The following is a 17,880-nucleotide window of genomic DNA, read 5'->3' as shown; positions in this document are numbered from 1 at the left end:
GTCGATCTCTATTTACCTTATGCCACGTTCTTAAAGCTCATTTCCAACTCTTTTTGAAATTGCTCAATCTCTGTGTTTATCGTCGGAGGAAATGTCATTCCCTCTAATGATATTAAGAATTTTCGAAGGTTGATGATCTTGTTCTTGTATAAATTAGGATTCTCCTGCTTTGCTATCTCTAATAGTTGTTCTACCTCCAATCTTCCACCAGAACATTCCAACCCTACCGCCATAAGTTGCATCTTCACATTTTGATCTTCTAAAAGCGATCTTGGATCGATGATTTTTGAGCTAATCCACTGCAGTGATGTAAAAACATTACGAACCTTTTCAATAACATCATAATAGTCATTTAGGAGTGTTGATATTTTAAAGTTGTTGCTACTGAAAAAGCGGTCAATCGAATCTCTTTCTGTAAGTCGATACTCGGCTCTTATGAGTTCCCTATTTACTAAGGATGCAGGTTTATCTTCTTTTCTTTTACGCTCTTTCTTTTTGTCATAGAAAACGATCGATCGAACTTCGTTTTCATAATACACACCATCTTTGTAGGATGCCATCTCTGTTCTATTAGGTTTTATCAGAAAGGCTTTTATAGTTTCAATATTGATGTCGGTACAATTATTAACATTAAAATATATTTTTTTTCTTCAATAATTTTTTTTGTAGGGACAGTTTTTAGCTGAATAAGATGAGTAAACGATTGGTTATTTAAGGGTGGGAGATCATAATTTTCTGGTAAATTTCGATTTACTAGAAATCTACTAGAAATAATCTGCAAAAATGGGAAAACAAGAGTTATCAAGAAGAAACGAAACCCCATTTAAACTATTATCTGAAAGGATTTAGATACTATCTATCAGTTCACTATCTTTGCTAGATGAATATTTTAATCATTGGATCTGGCGGAAGAGAATCTGCCCTTGCCTATAAGATCTCCCAAAGTCCGAAGTTAAGTCAGTTATTTATCGCTCCTGGAAATGCTGGAACGACAGAATATGGTCAAAATGTACCATTGAAAGTCACCGACTTTGATGGCATCGCGGCATTCGCTTTGGAGAATGGAATTAACATGGTCATTGTCGGACCCGAAGAGCCTTTGGTAAAAGGTATTCATGATTACTTCTTGGGAAGAGAAGATTTAAAGCATATCCCAGTTATTGGGCCGCAGCAACAGGGAGCGCAATTAGAAGGATCGAAAGATTTCTCTAAGCAATTTATGGCGCGCCATCATATTCCAACGGCGGCATCACGCTCTTTTGACAAGAGCACCTTAGCTGATGGACTGACCTATTTAGAATACCAATCATTGCCAATCGTATTGAAAGCAGATGGCTTGGCAGCAGGGAAAGGCGTATTAATTTGCGAAACATTGGAGGATGCCAAAGCTGAATTAACGGCTATGTTGGCAGACGCTAAATTTGGCGAAGCCAGTAGTACAGTCGTGATCGAAGAGTTTTTGACAGGAATTGAACTTTCGGTTTTCGTCTTGACAGACGGAGAATCTTACAAAGTTTTGCCATCAGCGAAAGATTATAAACGCATCGGCGAAGGCGATACAGGACTAAATACCGGAGGTATGGGGTCTATTTCTCCAGTTCCCTTTGCAGACGAAGCGTTCCTTAGTAAAGTAGAAGAACGTGTGATCAAACCAACAATCGACGGCTTGAAAAAAGACGGCATCCCGTATAAAGGTTTTATTTTCATCGGCTTGATGAATATGGCAGGCGATCCTTATGTGATCGAGTACAATGTGCGCTTAGGTGATCCGGAAACAGAATCGGTATTGCCACGCATCGAAGCAGATTTAGTAGACTTATTTTCTGGCGTAGCCGAAGGCAATCTTTCTGAACGCTCATTCTCGGTAAGTCCTAAAACGGCTGTTACCGTGATGATGGTTTCTGGTGGTTATCCAGGTGATTACGAATCGGGCAAAGTGATCTCCAATATCGAAAATGTGAAAGAATCGATTGTATTTCATGCAGGCACTACAGTTAATGAGGCGGGTGAGGTCGTGACTGCTGGTGGACGTGTAATTGCGGTAACGACATTGCAGGATGACTTATTTACTGCGCTGCAGCAGGCCACAGCAGATGCGGGACGTATTTTTTACGAAGGGAAATACTTCCGTACAGACATCGGTTTCGATATTATTTAAATAAAATATTCTCACTATTAGTGAGTTACTTTTTTGAAGTGGTTTTTATTTTGGCAAATTCGATAAAGCCCTTATATTTGCAACACCAAAAAAGAATGGCCCGTTCGTCTAGGGGTTAGGACGCCAGATTTTCATTCTGGAAACAGGGGTTCGATTCCCCTACGGGCTACCAGCCGAGAGGTTAAAATCATACAAAAGCTTGCAAGAAATTGCGAGCTTTTGTCGTTTATAGACTTTCCCATACGATTTGGAGGCGCGTAATATATCAGAACCTAGATTTAAGCCGTTTTTTGATGCAATGAACCTCAGGGTAGTATAATGTCATAGCCGCTATTACGACCTCAAAGCAACGTGAGTGTCTTAATTTCTTAGAGGTTCACCGAATATTCACCGAGAAAATAAAAAATAATTTGGTATTCTTTTAAAAGATACACACATTTGTAGTGTACTATTATACTAATACACTAAATCTGATAATATGATTAACCTAAAAAATGTTTGTTATCACTACCGGAAGGGTGTTCCCATATTGGAAAATATCACGACACAATTGCAGCCCGGGCATATCTATGGATTATTAGGGTTAAATGGCGTAGGTAAAACAACGTTACTCAAAAACATTGGCGGTTTACTCTTTCCCCGAAAAGGAACTATTGAAATCGATCGATTACAGCCTAAGCAACGTGAAGTCGAATTTTTATCTGACATATACTTCGTGACCGATCAGGCCGAATTGCCAGATTGGAAGATTCGTCAGTTTCAGGAGGTTTATGGTGCTTTGTACCCTAAGTTTGATGCGCAATATTTTGATTCATTATTAGAGACCTTTCAGATTGATGTTCGCAAAAATATTAAGAGCCTTTCCTTTGGCCAAGTAAAAAAAGTAAATATTGCTTTTGGGCTTGCGACTAACGCCAATATCATCTTGATGGATGAGCCGACGAACGGGCTCGACATTCCCTCGAAAACACAATTCCGTAAGATCATTGCGAAATACGTCACCGACGAGCGGATCTTAATCATATCAACACATCAAATCCGCGATATCCATCATCTAATCGATCATTTACTCGTACTCAACCATAGCAAACTGATCTTAGACCAAAGCATCAATGCACTTCAAGATAGTTTTTACATATCAAATAATCCTAGCGATGCAGAGGGAGCAATCTATTCCGAAAAGAGTATGCACGGAACACTGAGTTTGATCGATAACCTCCGTAATGAGGAGAGCCAATTCGATATCGAATTTTTCTTCAATGCACTATCTGCCGACCCTAGTTTAGTAAACCGCGTAAAACCAACTAAAGCTAACCTGTAAGATGAAAAACATAAATTTAAAAAGACTAAAGACGACCTTAACCGAATATTGCTTACTGAATAAAAGTAAGCTTATTAGCATTCCGGTGGTGGTAGTGGTATTGTATCTCTTGGCGATGTTTTGGTATGGCACACCGCTATTCAACCAACTCTTTTTCCGGACATATCCAGATAGCAACTCTTTTGCCGAAATGTTGGCCAATTACAATGGTCGGCAAAACAAAGAGCTCATACTTTTTACGATACCGTTATACATCATACTTTGTACTATTCCTTATTTCAAGCTATTAACCAAAACGGTGTACGGCACCATGACGCCGGTAAGCCGTGGCGAGCGCATGGTCACGTTGTGGGTTGGAAATCTGGTGATTATTTTTGGGATTCTACTTTCCTTCTTTGTTATGGATTTGATGTTTACATCCATCATGAAATCCATGTATTTGGATGATGTGATCGCCTATAGAGAAAGTGTAGGAGACCTATACTACACCTATGAAAATAGAACGTACTTCGCCACTTCAGAACGAGAGATTTACACCGTGGTGTCGATTCTGTCATTGAGTTTTGCCTGTTTGTATCAGCTTTCTACCATCTTCTTCCGCAAGTACAGTATTCCGCTTTTTGCGCTCATGTTGCTTGTATTCTTTTACGTGGCATTTAAAGTGTTCGAGGCGTTGTATCGGAATGTCAATTATCGATTTGATACCTCAGAGATTTCGTTCAATGCGATGGTGGTATTATTTAGCATCGTAGCGATTGGTGTGGTCGTTACCACCTATTTCAAACTTAGAGAAAAGGAGATTTATTAATATGCAATTTAATAACGAAAAGGCGATTTATCTCCAAATCGGGGAGTACGCGATGGATCGGATTCTGCTCGAAGAATGGCGAGCAGAGGAAAAAATTCCATCCGTGCGTGATTTGGCGTCAGATCTCGAAGTGAATCCGAATACCGTGATGCGGGCTTACGATCACTTGCAGCAGCAAGAAATAATCTACAATAAACGAGGTATTGGTTTTTTTGCGAGCAACTCCGCCAAAGCGCTGATCTTGAAAACACGAAAAGACCACTTCCTTAACGAAGAGTTGACGCTGGTGTTTCGAACAATGGATCTGTTGGACATCAGCATCGAAGAAGTGAATACCTATTATCAAAACCGATAAAGAAAGAAAAAATGAAAACATCACATATTTTATTCGCAAGCACCTTAGCACTACTGCTTTTGGTGGCTTGTGTCCCACAACTTGTTGGCCTGATCAAATATAATCATGAAAACAAGCCCGCCGATTTTATGTCTAGATTTTGGGCAGAACATTTTAATCGCGACCAAGGGGAAAAGGTCTTAGAACGCTTTCACTATATCCATGTCGATGGTCAAGATAAGCGGATATCTCTACATGTCAATAAGAGCCAGTCGGACACGGTAAAAGCGTGGAACGTCTCGACCAAAGATTTGAAGATGGAGGTGAAGAATGATACATTATACTTGAAGCAACTCAATAAAGATGGATTTTACCTTATTTTAGATGTTCCTAACCCCATTCGCGACTTAACTGTTAATCAGTCTAAACTATCCGCATCAATTGCCGAAGACTTGATGAATGATATGCAATTAAACATTCTTGGAGGAAGTGATCTTACTTTAGGGCCGCCCTACCGAGGGGAAGAAGATACGATTCAACGGGTGATTCCCAATCTTCGCTTTGTAATTTCTGGAAAATCAAGAGCTTTTATAGATAACTATTCTGTGGAACAGGTAAATGCGAATCTTCAGGACGGTTTGTTGCGTTATTCACAAAACCTCAAAGTAGATACGATGACTGTGAAATTGGTGGGTAAAAGTAACGTTTCATCCATACGATACGACGAAAACAACCAAATTGGGTTGCTAAATGTATCTGGCGATCAAAAGTACTTTCGTAAAGAATTTGTTGGTCAGAATGTGCATCTCAACCTTACCAATTAGCATCAGATGATCATCTTGATTATGAAATATGTGTACCAGATTTCGGAGCTAATCTGCACGTTGGTAGAAAAAATTTAAGAGGTAACGTTGCCTCCTTCTAACACACTTCGAGTCTGCTTGAAGTGTGTTTTTTGTTGTAGTATCTTTCTTTCGATAGTCTTTTGCAGGATGATAGATCGCGTTGTCGTGCCTCCGCGCGATGAACTGTGATTTCGTCCTTCCGAAGCCGAGGCACGAGGCTAAGGCAATCTTTGAACTATGGATTGACACGGAAAATTGCATTAAGCTGTCAAAGACAAGCACCTATTCTAGTATTTTTATTTAGCGAAAACGGGGCAACCCTATTGTTAAAGAACTAAATATAAAAGAAGATATATGGAAAAGTATAAAATACCTGCGCAGACGTGTATTGGTCACGTGCATTTGAAAGTATCCGATCTTAAGCGCGCACTAGATTTTTATCACGGATTATTAGGTTTTGAAATCACGACGATGTATGGCGATCAGGCCGCATTTATTTCAGCCGGCGGCTACCATCATCATATTGGTTTGAATACATGGCACAGCAAAGGTTTTCCACCCGCGTCTCCTGATGGTGTTGGACTGTATCATACCGCGATCTTGTATCCGACTAGGAAAGATTTGGCCATGATCTTGAATCGCTTGAAAGAAGCCAACTATTCTTTGACAGGAGCTAGCGATCATGGCGTTTCTGAAGCTATATATTTAGATGATCCAGATGGCAATGGCGTGGAATTGTATTGGGATAAACCTCAAGAACTTTGGCCGACAAAAGCAGATGGATCTCTAGAAATGTATACCAGACCGCTCAATTTAAATGATTTAAGAGACGTAGTTAATGCTTGATTCCAACACATTTGAACGGACCTTTGTCCTTGGAGCTTATTTTTTGACATAAAAATGTGCTTAGTAACCCATGCATATCGGTGATAAATCTTGAACTTGAGTACATCAATCATTTATAAGAGATAAAAGATGGAAAAAGTAACAATTGGAAATACAGACATAGCGGTAGCCCGTTTTAATTTAGGCGGTAATGTTTTTGGATGGACACTAGACGAGAAACAGTCTTTTGAGCTATTGGATGCCTATACCGAATCAGGATTTGACTTTATTGATACTGCAGATATGTACTCGCATTGGGCGAATGGCGGTGTTGGTGGGCAATCAGAAACCATTATCGGGAAATGGTTAAAAGGGCGTGGCAACCGCGACAAAGTTGTCATTGCCACCAAAGTGGGTGGGCCAACTGGCGTGAACGAGATCAATACCAGTCGCAAGCATATTCTGGAAAGCGTGGATAAATCACTTCGCAGATTGCAAACAGATTACATAGATCTCTATTATACGCATTACGACGACGAGAAAACTCCGATCGAAGAAACTTTAGCAGCTTATGATGAGCTGATCCGTGCCGGGAAAGTCAGATATATCGCCGCCTCCAATATATCTCCAGATCGCCTGCGCGAATCGCTTAAAGTCGCGGAAGAGAATAATCTTCCAAAATATCAAGCTTTGCAGCCATTGTACAACTTAGTAGAACGTAAAGGATACGAGACGGACTACGCACCAATCGTGGCCGAACATGGCTTGACCGTTTTTCCTTACTATGCTCTGGCTTCGGGTTTCTTGACCGGTAAATACCGCTCCGAGGAAGACTTCAATAAAAGTCCGCGCGGGCAAGGTGCGGCTAACTATCTGAACGAGCAAGGGTTAAAAGTTCTACATGCTTTAGATAAGGTTGCAGAAAAGCACCAAACCGTACCAGCCACCGTGGCTTTGGCTTGGTTATCTGCTCAACCGCATATTGGCGGACCGATTGCCAGTGCTACTTCAAAGGAACAGCTGAAAGAGATTTTATCCAGCACTTCACTGCAATTAGATTCTGCCGATCTGGATTTGTTGGACACGGCAAGCAAATAGGGAATAGCGCGTTTCGAATTCGCATTTTACGTTATATAACTAAGGCAATCTATTTTAGATTGCCTTAGTTATTGTGTATTGTCGATCAAAAACTTACCTTCTTTCTAGGTAAACTCCGACTTCCGACAATACGGCTTGTGCTTTCGTTTTTTCGATGTTCAAACGTATTTTGTTACCAATGACTTCGTCAAATCTAAACACATTGATCCTTCCTTGTACACTCGGCTTAGACTGAATCGGTTGCCATTTGCCATCTTTTAGAAATGTAACCACATAATTTGAAGGGTGGTTTTTACCTTCGGTAATGACGATTGTGTTGAATGATTGAGAACGATCAAAGGTCAATTCATACCAAGGTTGGCCAGAATCTGCCGCATTGGACACCCACGAACTATTGAAGCTATCGTCATTCGCGAAATCCATAATATTCATATCATCGCTCCAGCTACTGTTGCTTACTACATCTTTGGCGATATTGCTAGCCGTAATTGGATATTCATAAGCTGGCAGCTCTTTGTAATTGGTGCTATTGGTATAATGCTTGCCAATCTCTACCAACGCTTCTAAGGCGTTCTGATCGATCGTGCCATCGGCATTTGGCGCCACATTGAGCATGAAGTTACAATATGCCTGATTGTAAGGAATGATAAATTCTTCGACCAATTTCTTCGCCTCTTTTACAGGAGTTGTCGGAAAACTCTGTTTCCAAAACCAATTTTGCTGAAGCGGCAAGCAGGCCATCGCAGGGAGCTTATTGTGTTCTTTGGAAATGAATTGCCCTGCGCCTTGTTCGTAGGATTTGATGTCGGTGTAAAACAATAAATCGCCAGGATATTTGGCCGAATTCAGATCCATAACAAGACAATTCGGTTGCAGTGATTTCACCAAGAAATAAATATCATCAAATGGAATTTCATCGTATGAAATCCGCGACCAAGGCGCATCCCAACCATCAATCACCAAAGCATCAATCTGGCCATATTGCGTGAGCAGCTCGGTGATCTGCGCTTTTATCATGTCTATGTGTTGCGACGTTATTTGATTAGGGCGAATGCCTTGATGCGTATCAAGAATAGAATAATAGAGCATCACACTCAAATTATTTTGCCGGAAGGCATCAGTGAACTCTTTGACGACATCTTTGCCTAGCGGTGTATTCATCACGTTGTAATCTGTAGTTTTGGTGTCCCAAATAGGAAACCCGCTATGGTGCTTAGTCGTCAAACAGCCATAGGTCATATTAGCCGATTTAGCAGCCTTAGCCCATCCGTCTGTATCAAGCTTTGGCGAATCAAACAAGGATAAAGGTGCATTGGGATCTGACCAATCTTGATCCATAAAGGTCGGCATACCGTAGTGGATGAACATACCGAACCCTAAATTCACAAAATCCAATTGGTTTTTGCGCAATTGCGCTTCTCGCGGCAACGACTGCGCCTGCAGCTGATGCATAGCAAATAGGTGTAGGAATAGCCAAAACCCGGCTATACAAGATATTCTCTTCATAATTAATTCGTTTTATGTAATTACAAACTTAGGCCAAGGCCGAAACAATATTACTTAATGAAAGCCTAAATAATGCCTAACAAAAGCTTAATAATAGAGTCGAACCCCAGAATTTATTCTAGTTTTAATGTATGAAAGTGAAAGACAATCCAAAAGTCTATCAGTGGGTGCTGGTACTTAGCTCGGTGGCTTTGGCTTGTATGGTGACTTTTTTGGTGTTCAATACGTATAAATTGAAGGATGAACGCTTTCATGCTTTTCAGAAGGAAAGTATGATATCGGCCTACGGCCAATATGTGAAAAATGAAAAACTATTTCCAGGAGGTAATAAGCTCTTTGCCGAACATTTCGAAAAGCAATTGCCCTTTCTACTTTCCATCGAAGATCAGGCCTTGTTTGACACGACCAGAGATAGCATAGTGAACGCATTTCTCGGGCAGCTTCGGCAGCATCACAATTTCGACACACTTTTTCAACGGATTTTGATTGATCAACAACTGGATCGGGATTTTGTCTACAAGCTGACCTTTGACCGACTGGAAATCATCAAAAATCCTGATCGAGGCTGGATACCTATTTACCAAGTGAAAGCAGATGATCCGCAGGCAGGAATTGCGGGCACATTGCGCAAAATTTCAAATAATAATAGAGCGCTGCAATTATCCATTAATAACAATCAAGGAGCTGAATATCGCTTTACGTACAGTCTCTTTGTCGATCGCCCTAATCGCGTGTCGCAAGTGCTCCAAGATATGTCTTTGGTGCTCTTTTTTTCTGTTGCCTGTATTCTACTTACTATCTTGATCAATTACCGCACCTTTCAGAATTGGGTGAATCAGCGAAAGGAAACACAGCTAAAAAACGATTTTATACAGCATATTCGACACGAATTCAATACACCAATTACAACGATTGTCGTCGCTGCTCGCAGCCTTTATGATATGCCTTTTGCAAGAGCGAATGAAAAAGAAGTGAAGGAAACAAGCGCCATCATTGAACGACAGGGTATGAGACTTCGCTTTTACGTGAAGCAGATTTTGATGTCTATAACGCTTGAAGAACAGAAGCCAGACTTCTTATTGTCTGACATCAACGAGCTAACGGCCGTGTTGTTGTGCGATATTGCTTTACGCTTTGAGGATAAGATTAGTATTACGTACAAAAAAGCGGACCAAGCTTATCCAGTTTGGGTAGATTCCTTATTGTACTTGTGCATACTCGACAATCTGATCGAGAATGCCTATAAATTTAACAAAGAAAAGAATAAGCACGTTCATCTCTTCTGGCAAGTTACGGATGCAGACGTGTTGCGGTTGTGCATTCAAGATAATGGTGAGGGTATCAGTGCAGATGATCTGAATTATATTTTCCAGAAATTCTATCGCTCAAAAAAGGCCCAATCTAGATCCGGCCTAGGTCTTGGATTATATTATAGCTACCTCTGTGCTTCTAAAATGAATTGGGAAATTGTCGTTGCCGATGCTCCAAAAAAAGGCACTAGCATGGAGATCATTATTCCTACCAAAAATTAAGATGAAAGAGCAAATGGATATTTTATTGGTGGAGGACGAGCTAGCACTAGGTGCAGTATTGTCACGCTATTTACAAAACCAAAGCCTTACAGTCGTGTGGAGTACCTCGGCAGAGGATGCTTTTGACAAGTTGCTATCTACTGAATTTCATCTGATGATCATTGATGTACAACTTCCCGAAGAAGATGGGTTTCAACTGGCTGATAAAGTGAAAAAATTGTTGCCGACACAGCCGCTTTTGTTTTTGACAGCGCTGGCAGGTAAAGAAAATAGAACTCGCGGATTGGCTTTGGGTGCGTTCGATTATATAGAAAAGCCTTTTGAGATGGATGAGTTGATGCTTAAAATTAAAAATATCCTCAACTTTACTACGCAACAGCCGACGACCAATTCATCTAATGATGTGATTTCTTTGGGATGCATGTCGTTTCATAAAAGCCGACTGGCTCTAATGGCCGCAAATGGTGTGCAAAGAAATATGACCGTTCGTGAGGCGGAAATATTAGGTTTTTTGGCCGAACGAAAAGACACCTTGGTGCTCAAAAAAGAAATCCTTTTAAAGTTTTGGGGCGATACCGATTATTTTAATGGGAAGAGTTTGGAAGTTTTTATTTCTAGATTGCGGAAGTTGCTCAAAGACGAGCCTACTGTGAAGATCGATAGCATATACGGAGCAGGATATATTTTGGTAACGGCTACGGGATAGTTCAGAAGGGAAATAAAAAAGGTTTTCAAACGGGGAGAGAGAAAACCTTTAGATAACCAATTATAAACCTAAATTATGATAGAACAAATATAAAGTCATAAAATGATAAAAACAAAAAAATCTACCAATTTGGTAGATTTTTTTTAATCTGTAAACTTTTCGTCGTTTTGAATGGTTGCTTGTACTGATGTAGTAACCGCATTATGCAAGCAACTTTATCACCCCACTCCCTTACTATATTGCAGTGGAGAAAGCCCGGTTGCTCGCTTGAAGGCGACCGAAAATGAAGACGGCGCTGAATAACCCAACAGGTACGCGATCTCTTTAAACGTATGACTGCGGTTCGAAATAAGTTCCTTGGCGCGTTGCATTTTGAGCTTGATAGCAAACTCAAATAGTCCCATCTCATAGCGTTGTTTAAACCCTTTTTTAAGTTTGAATTCGTTTACGCCGAACTCTTTTGCCAGAAACTCGGTCGAATAAAACTTATCGAGGTTTTGCTCCATCAGTTGTGCGATGTGATCGAGTTTGTCCTGCTCGTCTTGTCGTAGTGTTACAGATTGCTTTTTGTTTGGCGCTGCCATATGCTGAGCTTTCTGAAATAACAGGCTCAATAAGAGGTATATTTTTCCTTTGATGAAGTATTCGCGGCTAATTGCATCCAATTCGCTTGCTTTGATATCCAATAAGAGATTCGCTATTTCTGGACAAATGGGAATGCCAGCAGGAAATAAATGTGCGGCTCGATCGGCGCGGACATCTTCTACAAATTTTTTCACATAGGCATGGGTGGCAATCCATTCTTCGAGATGACCGATTTCAAGATACATATCTACATGTCGGTAGTTTTTGTGCTTTTCTAGCGTGACTTCGAAGTTTGCGCCTTTTGGCACGAAATACACGTAACCATGGTAAGGCAGGTACTCATTGGGTCGGCCGTCAATACGATCTTTTATGGTGTGCGAGTGCAAAAAGAAACTCATTTCTACATAAAGACTTTCATCCACCGTGCTTTTTAGCGTACAATCTTCATGGTAGATAGAATGATACTCGCGAATGGCCAACTTCTCCGACTCATGAATGTAAATGGTCTTGAAATCACCCATCTCATTATGTAATGACTTCTCCACGCAGGGGTTTTCTCTGCTCGATCCTTGCCAAATCTCGTCTAAATAAAAAAAATCTTGGACTGCGCGCTGTTCCCTTTTCACCATAAAATTTCACTCCCGAATTCTAAAACATTTATACCAATCGCAACAAAAACGATAAACGGCATTGTCTACTTTTGTCAAAGTTAATTAAACTAATTCTAAATAAGATAATGAATAGATATAAACCAGTTTGGTATAGTCTGCACATGGTGCTATTTGCTCTGTATACTTGCTTAATCGTTTTTCCTACTGAAGCTGTTGCTCAAAATAGCAATGAGATCGCCGGTCGAGTACTTTCCAATAATGGAACAGCGATGGCGGGAGTAGCGATCTCTATCGCCAACAATGCGCAAAAAACAGTCACCGATGAGGACGGGCGCTATACATTAGAAAATGTGCCATCGGGCAACCTCGAAATCATCGCGACCTATCGTAAAAACAAATCTCAGAAAACGGTATCGATCCAAAATGGAACTAAGGTGACTGTAGATTTTGTGCTGGAAATCAGCAGTGATGAAATTGAGTCTGTCATCGTATCTGCCAACCGTAGAAATGTACCATCATCCACGTTACGTTTATCGGAAAACCTCTTGGTGACTCCGCAGAATATTGTGGTTATCGACAAGAACTTATTGAACGATCAGATGATATTTTCTACTGCGGAAGGCTTTACACGTAATGTCAGTGGAGCGCGTACGATCTATCACCAAGAAGAGGCGAGCGCTGGTATCGCGGTACGTGGATACTCTGCTTCTAATCTAAGAAATGGTATGGATGTGAGCGGTAGTTTTGGTCCGCTTCGCGAAGATATGGCTTTCGTTGATCGTATTGAGTTTGTAAAAGGACCAGCCGGTTTTATGATGGGTAATACGCAACCTGGTGGTTTCTACAACATCGTGACCAAAAAACCTAAAGGAGAAGACGCTGTCAATACTGCTCGCTTGAGCTTGGGTAGCTTTGGTCTTTACCGCGCTGAAGTCGATGTAGATGGTAAGCTTTCGCAAGATGGTAAACTCTTGGGAAGATTGAGTTTGATGGGTACCAAAAAAGGTTCGCATGTGATGCACGCTTCTAATGAGCAATTTGTGATCAATCCATCCATCAAATATGTCCACTCCGAAAAAACTGACTTTACGGCAGAATACATTTTATCTCAAAATGCATTCACGGGAGGATTCTCGAAATACGCGTATGGGATCAAAGGATTTAAAGAATTGCCGAGAGAATTTAGCTTTTCCGATCCCATTATCGATCCAACGGTGGTGCGCGAGCACAATGTGTTTGGTACGGTAAATCATTATTTTTCAGATAACTGGATGATGACCGGACAATTCGGTTACATCAACTCTCAGATGCAAGGCGAATCGCTGTACGCTACTTTTAACACATTGGATAGTCTGGGTAACACAAAGCGAAACCTTGCTATTGGCGATGCGATGAACACTTCGACCGTAGGACAGGTATTTATGAAAGGTAAATTCAACCTAGGCGAAGTACAGAACAATGTCTTGTTTGGTTTGGATATGGGGACTAAATCATACGTGGCAGATTGGACAAACTTGGATACACTGCCAGGTGTATTCAACATCTACAATCCTGTCTATGGTCAATTGAGAAAATCTGATTTGCCGACTTACGACAGAAGCCGTTCATTGCGGGAGCGTGGCGCACAGTATTTAACAGAGTACAGCTACTATTCTCTGCATTTCCAAGATGAAGCTCATTTTCTAGATGATAAATTACGCATCGGTGCGGGGCTACGTTATACGTCGACCACACGTACTAGCGCGGCTTCGAATGGTGCACGTGTACATAATAGCGCATTGACTCCTCGCTTTAGTGTTACGGGATTGATTACGCCAACATTTACGGCTTTTGCCTTGTACGATCAGACATTTCAGGAGCAAACAGGTACGCAAGTAAACGGAAATCCGGTAGATCCTTCCCGTGGTACGAGCAAAGAGTTGGGCTTGAAAAAAACCTGGTTCAATGGCAATTTGTTAGCAGGAATCACGGCTTACCATTTGGTACGTACGAATATTACGACCACGGCAGGACCTGATCGTCCGGGTTTGGTTGAGCAGTCGGGAGAAGCGACTTCCAAAGGAATTGAAGTGGATATAAATGGTCGCATTTCACCTTCTTTTAATGTGATGTTCAACTATGCATACACCGATGCAAAAATTTCGAAGGATAATAATCCGGCTCGAGTAGGTATGATGTTATACGGAAATGCAGAGCATATCACCAATGCTTGGTTGAATTATAGAATGACTCGCGGCGCGTTGGAAGGATTGGGCTTTTCGGCAGGTTATGAATTACAGGCAAACCGTGCAGCTTGGCCGTCAACCGTCGAGAAATATCTTCCAGACAATTTGTTTTCTGTAGACTTAGGCGCATCTTATAAAAGAGACAACTATAACATTGCTTTGGTCGTGAACAATGTGATGGATCGCTATAACTACACTGGTTTTTATCCTGGTGCATGGGGTTACTCGCATTATGGTTGGAGAGCATTGCCACCGCGCGGATTTAGATTGACCTTAGGTTATACCTTTTAACAAATAAGATGATCACCACCTGCTGCTTTTTGTTTTTCGCCGGCTTTTTGCTGTGGATGAGTACGTCCAAGAGAATATCTTGGCCGGATAAACCGCAGTGGTTAGCACAATGGCAGAGTCGTGAGATCAGCAAGAAAGTAGCTATCGGGCTATTTGTACTGGGCACGAATGGCTGTATGTTGGCCTTGGGAGTCGGAAGTGGTTTGTTTGCAGCGGTGGTGATCCTCATGATGATGGGCGGAGTGTGCGTTTTGTTTTTTCCATTCTCTTGGCTTCGCATACCGTATGTGGTTGGTTTGTATCTGTTCTGTCTTTTATTTGAACTGTTGTAATTATGCCAGCAAATAAAAAATACTTGACCAAATCGGGCTGGCTGCGTCTCAGCAAAATTCTTGCGGGAACATTGGGAGGTTACAGTACAATGTTTAGTTTTCATTTGCTCATGACCGTCTTCTTTCCGAAAGAAAATGTGGTGGCCACGGCTTTTTTTACGGGCTACATTTTGTGGGCGTTTCTTTTGCTTTGGGCATTTGTGGACAAGAATGTGTGGCGTGTATGGCTGATTTACTTACTGGCCACCAGCGTTTTTTACGGATTGTACTTTCTTCTTCAAGCATAAAAATCAAATGGATCAAAGGAAATACAATATCTACTTCCATACGCACACCATTAGCGGTATTATCATCGCCGCTTTGCTGTATGTGATCTTTTTCGCGGGTTCTTTTGCCTTTTTTAAAGACAGCATTAGCGCCTGGCAAAAAGCGGAAACACATGGAGAAAACATATCCGCTGATTATAATTACTTGATCGATTCCCTTTCGAAAACCTACAATCTACAAGGGCGTGACTTTGATTTCTATATGCTTAATAGCGGGCAAGGTGCATACATCAATATGTCGGCTTCCAAAGACACTACGATTAGTAAGCCAGTGCCGGTCGAAGCAAAAAGAGGTCGTCGGCAGCAATCGGGTGATTCTGCCTATTTCTTGTATTACTTTGCCAACAAGACCCCAACGAGCTATGCCGAAGGCTATGATATGGGCGAATTTCTGTATCGCCTACATTTTTTGGCGCCACTTAATCAGATTCCCATCCGTTTGGGTACGCCATTTGGCTATTTATTAGCGGGCATTGTATCTTTTCTTTTTCTCTTTGCATTGATAACGGGATTACTATTGCATTGGGATAAAATCAAAACCAACTTTTTCTTGTTCCGTCCGTGGAGCAAATGGAAAACCGTGTGGACGGATATGCATACGGTCTTAGGCGTAATCGGATTTCCATCCCAATTATTGTTTGCGGTGACGGGGGTAGTTTTGATTACGAATTTCGTGTTAACCACGCCATTCTCGCATTTCCTGTATGAGGGCAAGCAAGAGCAGCTTTTTGAGGATCTGCAATACAATCGGACGATCGAAGTGCCTTATGCTTACCAAGCATTAGATAAGGAGTTTGATATGAACGCCTACGTTGCCGAATGGCAGCAGACTTGGGAAGGCAGTCGAATTTCTCGTATTCATATTCGTAATTTTCAAGATCAAAACATGCAGGTTGTGTTGGAAGCAAAACCAAATCCTGCACGACGATTCGCCGGTTCGGGATTTGTAAAGCAAAATATTGCTACGGGCGAGGTTTTAGAATCAAAATCGCCGATCGATGACGCAAACTATGTAGATGGTGTCCGTAGCTTAATTTATCACCTGCATTTTGGTGATTTTGGTGGCACACCGTTGCGTCTGGTTTTCTTTGTTTTGGGGTTAATGGGTTGTGCGGTCATCATCTCTGGTATTATGATCTGGTTGGTAGCGCGCAACAAAAACAATGTGCCGTTGTACAAAAGACGGTTCAACTTCTGGGCAAGCAATGTATTTCTGTCTGCCTGCTTAGCGATGTTGCCAGTTACGGCGTTCACCTTCATCATGCTGAAGTTTTTACCGACGATAAATCAAGAAGTGGTCTATCGTGTTTATTTTTACAGTTGGCTGGTGTTGAGCATCTATTTGATCGCCTTGCGAAATCCATCCAGAGTGAATCTGCATACCTTGATCCTATCGGCGATTACCTGTCTGCTGGTGCCATTAGCCAATGGTTTTACCACGGGCTTATGGTTGTGGAAAACGAAGCAGATGGGAGCCGATGGTATTTTTCTGATCGATATGCTTTTTTTATTGCTTGGCATAGCGAGTATAATAGCTAGCTGGAAAGTCAATAAACAGGCGAAGCCTTTTCAGGTGTTGTTGGACAAAGAAAAGTAGTTAATCAAACGCAGATAATGCTCGTAGGCGGATTTCTTCTACGTTTAAAGCACAGCTAGCTTGACAAAAGCTAGCTGTGCTTTAATCTCGGGATTCATAGTTATTGAAAATTAATCGGTCATCGCTTCACCAGACTTCCGGTATATAAAGTTTCCATAAATATGTCTTCTTGCGAAACGGCTTGGCGAGTCTGAGTTTACCATCTTAATATAGACATTTTTTGGCACACCGATGTATTCGAACTTTTGCCCATTAAGATGTTGTACTTTAAGAATAGACTTCTCTAAATAAAAATCATGAATATTTGATTTTGTAGTCGTTTCCGTATACTCTTCTTTATATTTTTCCTGTGTTTCAGCATGTATGCTTACCAGAAAATGATAGGCCTCAATAACCGTTTTGCTCTTTTCTTCCGCTTCGAGTTTAGCGTCGTCGTTATCGACAAACTTGTCAGGATGAGTATCTTTCATCGCATTTCTGTAGATGGTCTTAAGCTCTTTTAGCGTAGCGTTTTTGTCTACTCCCAATAAATTTCTATAGTCTGCAATTTTTTTCATCCCTGTGTTTTTTGATGATGCAAAGCTAAGACAATTTCATTACCGCACCGTTGCTATTTAAAAAGAACAGCAGAAGCATGATACTATTTGGTTAGAAATTGAGCTAATTAGTCAATTTTTTCCCACGGAGATTGGAGACTTTTGAATTGTCGTCTGAACCGCGACACCAATTATAATAAGTTTACCTAATGTCTACGATGATGGAATTGTATACGCCCTTAAC

General features: G+C 41.2%; 17 protein-coding genes and 1 tRNA gene. 14 read left to right on the top strand and 4 right to left on the bottom strand.

Features of this window, described 5'->3' with window-relative positions; all coding sequences use genetic code 11:
* Positions 1 to 17: 17 nt before the first annotated feature.
* A complete protein-coding gene (locus tag DC487_RS07530; protein ID WP_116775345.1) occupies positions 18 to 560 on the bottom strand; it encodes a hypothetical protein in 543 nt (180 codons plus the stop codon).
* A 320-nt stretch (positions 561 to 880) separates the two neighbouring features.
* Between DC487_RS07530 and purD the strand changes: the two genes are divergently transcribed.
* The 8 genes from purD (at position 881) to DC487_RS07490 (ending at position 7,389) form a co-directional block, all read left to right on the top strand.
* Positions 881 to 2,158, top strand: coding sequence for a phosphoribosylamine--glycine ligase (gene purD / locus DC487_RS07525; protein WP_116775344.1), 1,278 nt, complete (start codon positions 881 to 883; stop codon positions 2,156 to 2,158).
* 97 nt (positions 2,159 to 2,255) lie between these two features.
* A tRNA-Glu gene (locus DC487_RS07520) sits at positions 2,256 to 2,330 on the top strand.
* A 306-nt stretch (positions 2,331 to 2,636) separates the two neighbouring features.
* Positions 2,637 to 3,479 carry an ABC transporter ATP-binding protein gene (locus DC487_RS07515; RefSeq protein ID WP_116775343.1) on the top strand — a complete coding sequence of 281 codons (843 nt, stop codon included), beginning with the start codon at positions 2,637 to 2,639 and terminating at the stop codon, positions 3,477 to 3,479.
* Position 3,480: 1 nt separating this feature from the next.
* The gene (locus DC487_RS07510) at positions 3,481 to 4,287 is read left to right on the top strand and encodes a hypothetical protein (RefSeq protein WP_116775342.1); all 807 of its coding nucleotides are present in this window, start codon (positions 3,481 to 3,483) and stop codon (positions 4,285 to 4,287) included.
* Position 4,288: 1 nt separating this feature from the next.
* Positions 4,289 to 4,642 carry a GntR family transcriptional regulator gene (locus DC487_RS07505; protein WP_116775341.1) on the top strand — a complete coding sequence of 118 codons (354 nt, stop codon included), beginning with the start codon at positions 4,289 to 4,291 and terminating at the stop codon, positions 4,640 to 4,642.
* Positions 4,643 to 4,653: 11 nt separating this feature from the next.
* Complete coding sequence (locus DC487_RS07500; protein WP_116775340.1) at positions 4,654 to 5,445, top strand: hypothetical protein; 792 nt, start codon at positions 4,654 to 4,656, stop codon at positions 5,443 to 5,445.
* Positions 5,446 to 5,820: 375 nt separating this feature from the next.
* Positions 5,821 to 6,312, top strand: coding sequence for a VOC family protein (locus tag DC487_RS07495; RefSeq protein ID WP_116775339.1), 492 nt, complete (start codon positions 5,821 to 5,823; stop codon positions 6,310 to 6,312).
* Between the two features lie 129 nt (positions 6,313 to 6,441).
* On the top strand, positions 6,442 to 7,389 hold the full coding sequence (locus tag DC487_RS07490; protein WP_116775338.1) for an aldo/keto reductase: 948 nt from the start codon (positions 6,442 to 6,444) through the stop codon (positions 7,387 to 7,389).
* 93 nt (positions 7,390 to 7,482) lie between these two features.
* On the opposite strand, the gene DC487_RS07485 is transcribed toward DC487_RS07490, so the two are convergent.
* Positions 7,483 to 8,895 carry an alpha-L-fucosidase gene (locus tag DC487_RS07485; RefSeq protein WP_207774337.1) on the bottom strand — a complete coding sequence of 471 codons (1,413 nt, stop codon included), beginning with the start codon at positions 8,893 to 8,895 and terminating at the stop codon, positions 7,483 to 7,485.
* Positions 8,896 to 9,026: 131 nt separating this feature from the next.
* On the opposite strand from DC487_RS07485, the gene DC487_RS07480 reads away from it, so the two are divergent.
* Together DC487_RS07480 and DC487_RS07475 are read left to right on the top strand one after the other, a co-directional pair.
* The gene (locus DC487_RS07480; RefSeq protein WP_116775336.1) at positions 9,027 to 10,427 is read left to right on the top strand and encodes a sensor histidine kinase; all 1,401 of its coding nucleotides are present in this window, start codon (positions 9,027 to 9,029) and stop codon (positions 10,425 to 10,427) included.
* Position 10,428: 1 nt separating this feature from the next.
* The gene (locus tag DC487_RS07475; RefSeq protein ID WP_165799043.1) at positions 10,429 to 11,133 is read left to right on the top strand and encodes a response regulator transcription factor; all 705 of its coding nucleotides are present in this window, start codon (positions 10,429 to 10,431) and stop codon (positions 11,131 to 11,133) included.
* Positions 11,134 to 11,351: 218 nt separating this feature from the next.
* Here the strand turns inward: DC487_RS07475 and DC487_RS07470 are convergent, their stop codons facing one another.
* Positions 11,352 to 12,347, bottom strand: coding sequence for a helix-turn-helix domain-containing protein (locus DC487_RS07470; protein WP_116775334.1), 996 nt, complete (start codon positions 12,345 to 12,347; stop codon positions 11,352 to 11,354).
* A 107-nt stretch (positions 12,348 to 12,454) separates the two neighbouring features.
* On the opposite strand from DC487_RS07470, the gene DC487_RS07465 reads away from it, so the two are divergent.
* Genes DC487_RS07465 through DC487_RS07450 form a run of 4 tightly spaced genes read left to right on the top strand, consistent with a single transcriptional unit; the run spans position 12,455 to position 17,100 of the window.
* The gene (locus tag DC487_RS07465; protein ID WP_239016338.1) at positions 12,455 to 14,845 is read left to right on the top strand and encodes a TonB-dependent receptor; all 2,391 of its coding nucleotides are present in this window, start codon (positions 12,455 to 12,457) and stop codon (positions 14,843 to 14,845) included.
* A gap of 56 nt (positions 14,846 to 14,901) precedes the next feature.
* The gene (locus DC487_RS07460; RefSeq protein WP_116775332.1) at positions 14,902 to 15,177 is read left to right on the top strand and encodes a hypothetical protein; all 276 of its coding nucleotides are present in this window, start codon (positions 14,902 to 14,904) and stop codon (positions 15,175 to 15,177) included.
* A 2-nt stretch (positions 15,178 to 15,179) separates the two neighbouring features.
* Positions 15,180 to 15,464 (top strand): hypothetical protein, encoded by a 285-nt coding sequence (locus tag DC487_RS07455; protein WP_116775331.1) that lies wholly within the window; start codon positions 15,180 to 15,182, stop codon positions 15,462 to 15,464.
* A 7-nt stretch (positions 15,465 to 15,471) separates the two neighbouring features.
* Positions 15,472 to 17,100, top strand: a complete 1,629-nt coding sequence (locus DC487_RS07450) for a PepSY-associated TM helix domain-containing protein (RefSeq protein WP_116775330.1) — start codon at positions 15,472 to 15,474, stop codon at positions 17,098 to 17,100.
* Positions 17,101 to 17,210: 110 nt separating this feature from the next.
* On the opposite strand, the gene DC487_RS07445 is transcribed toward DC487_RS07450, so the two are convergent.
* On the bottom strand, positions 17,211 to 17,657 hold the full coding sequence (locus tag DC487_RS07445; protein ID WP_116775329.1) for a KTSC domain-containing protein: 447 nt from the start codon (positions 17,655 to 17,657) through the stop codon (positions 17,211 to 17,213).
* Positions 17,658 to 17,880 lie beyond the last annotated feature (223 nt).

This window comes from Sphingobacterium corticibacter (assembly GCF_003076635.1).
In the GTDB taxonomy this organism is placed as follows: Bacteria; Bacteroidota; Bacteroidia; order Sphingobacteriales; family Sphingobacteriaceae; genus Sphingobacterium; species Sphingobacterium corticibacter.
This window is presented reverse-complemented; position numbering and strand designations above follow the sequence as displayed.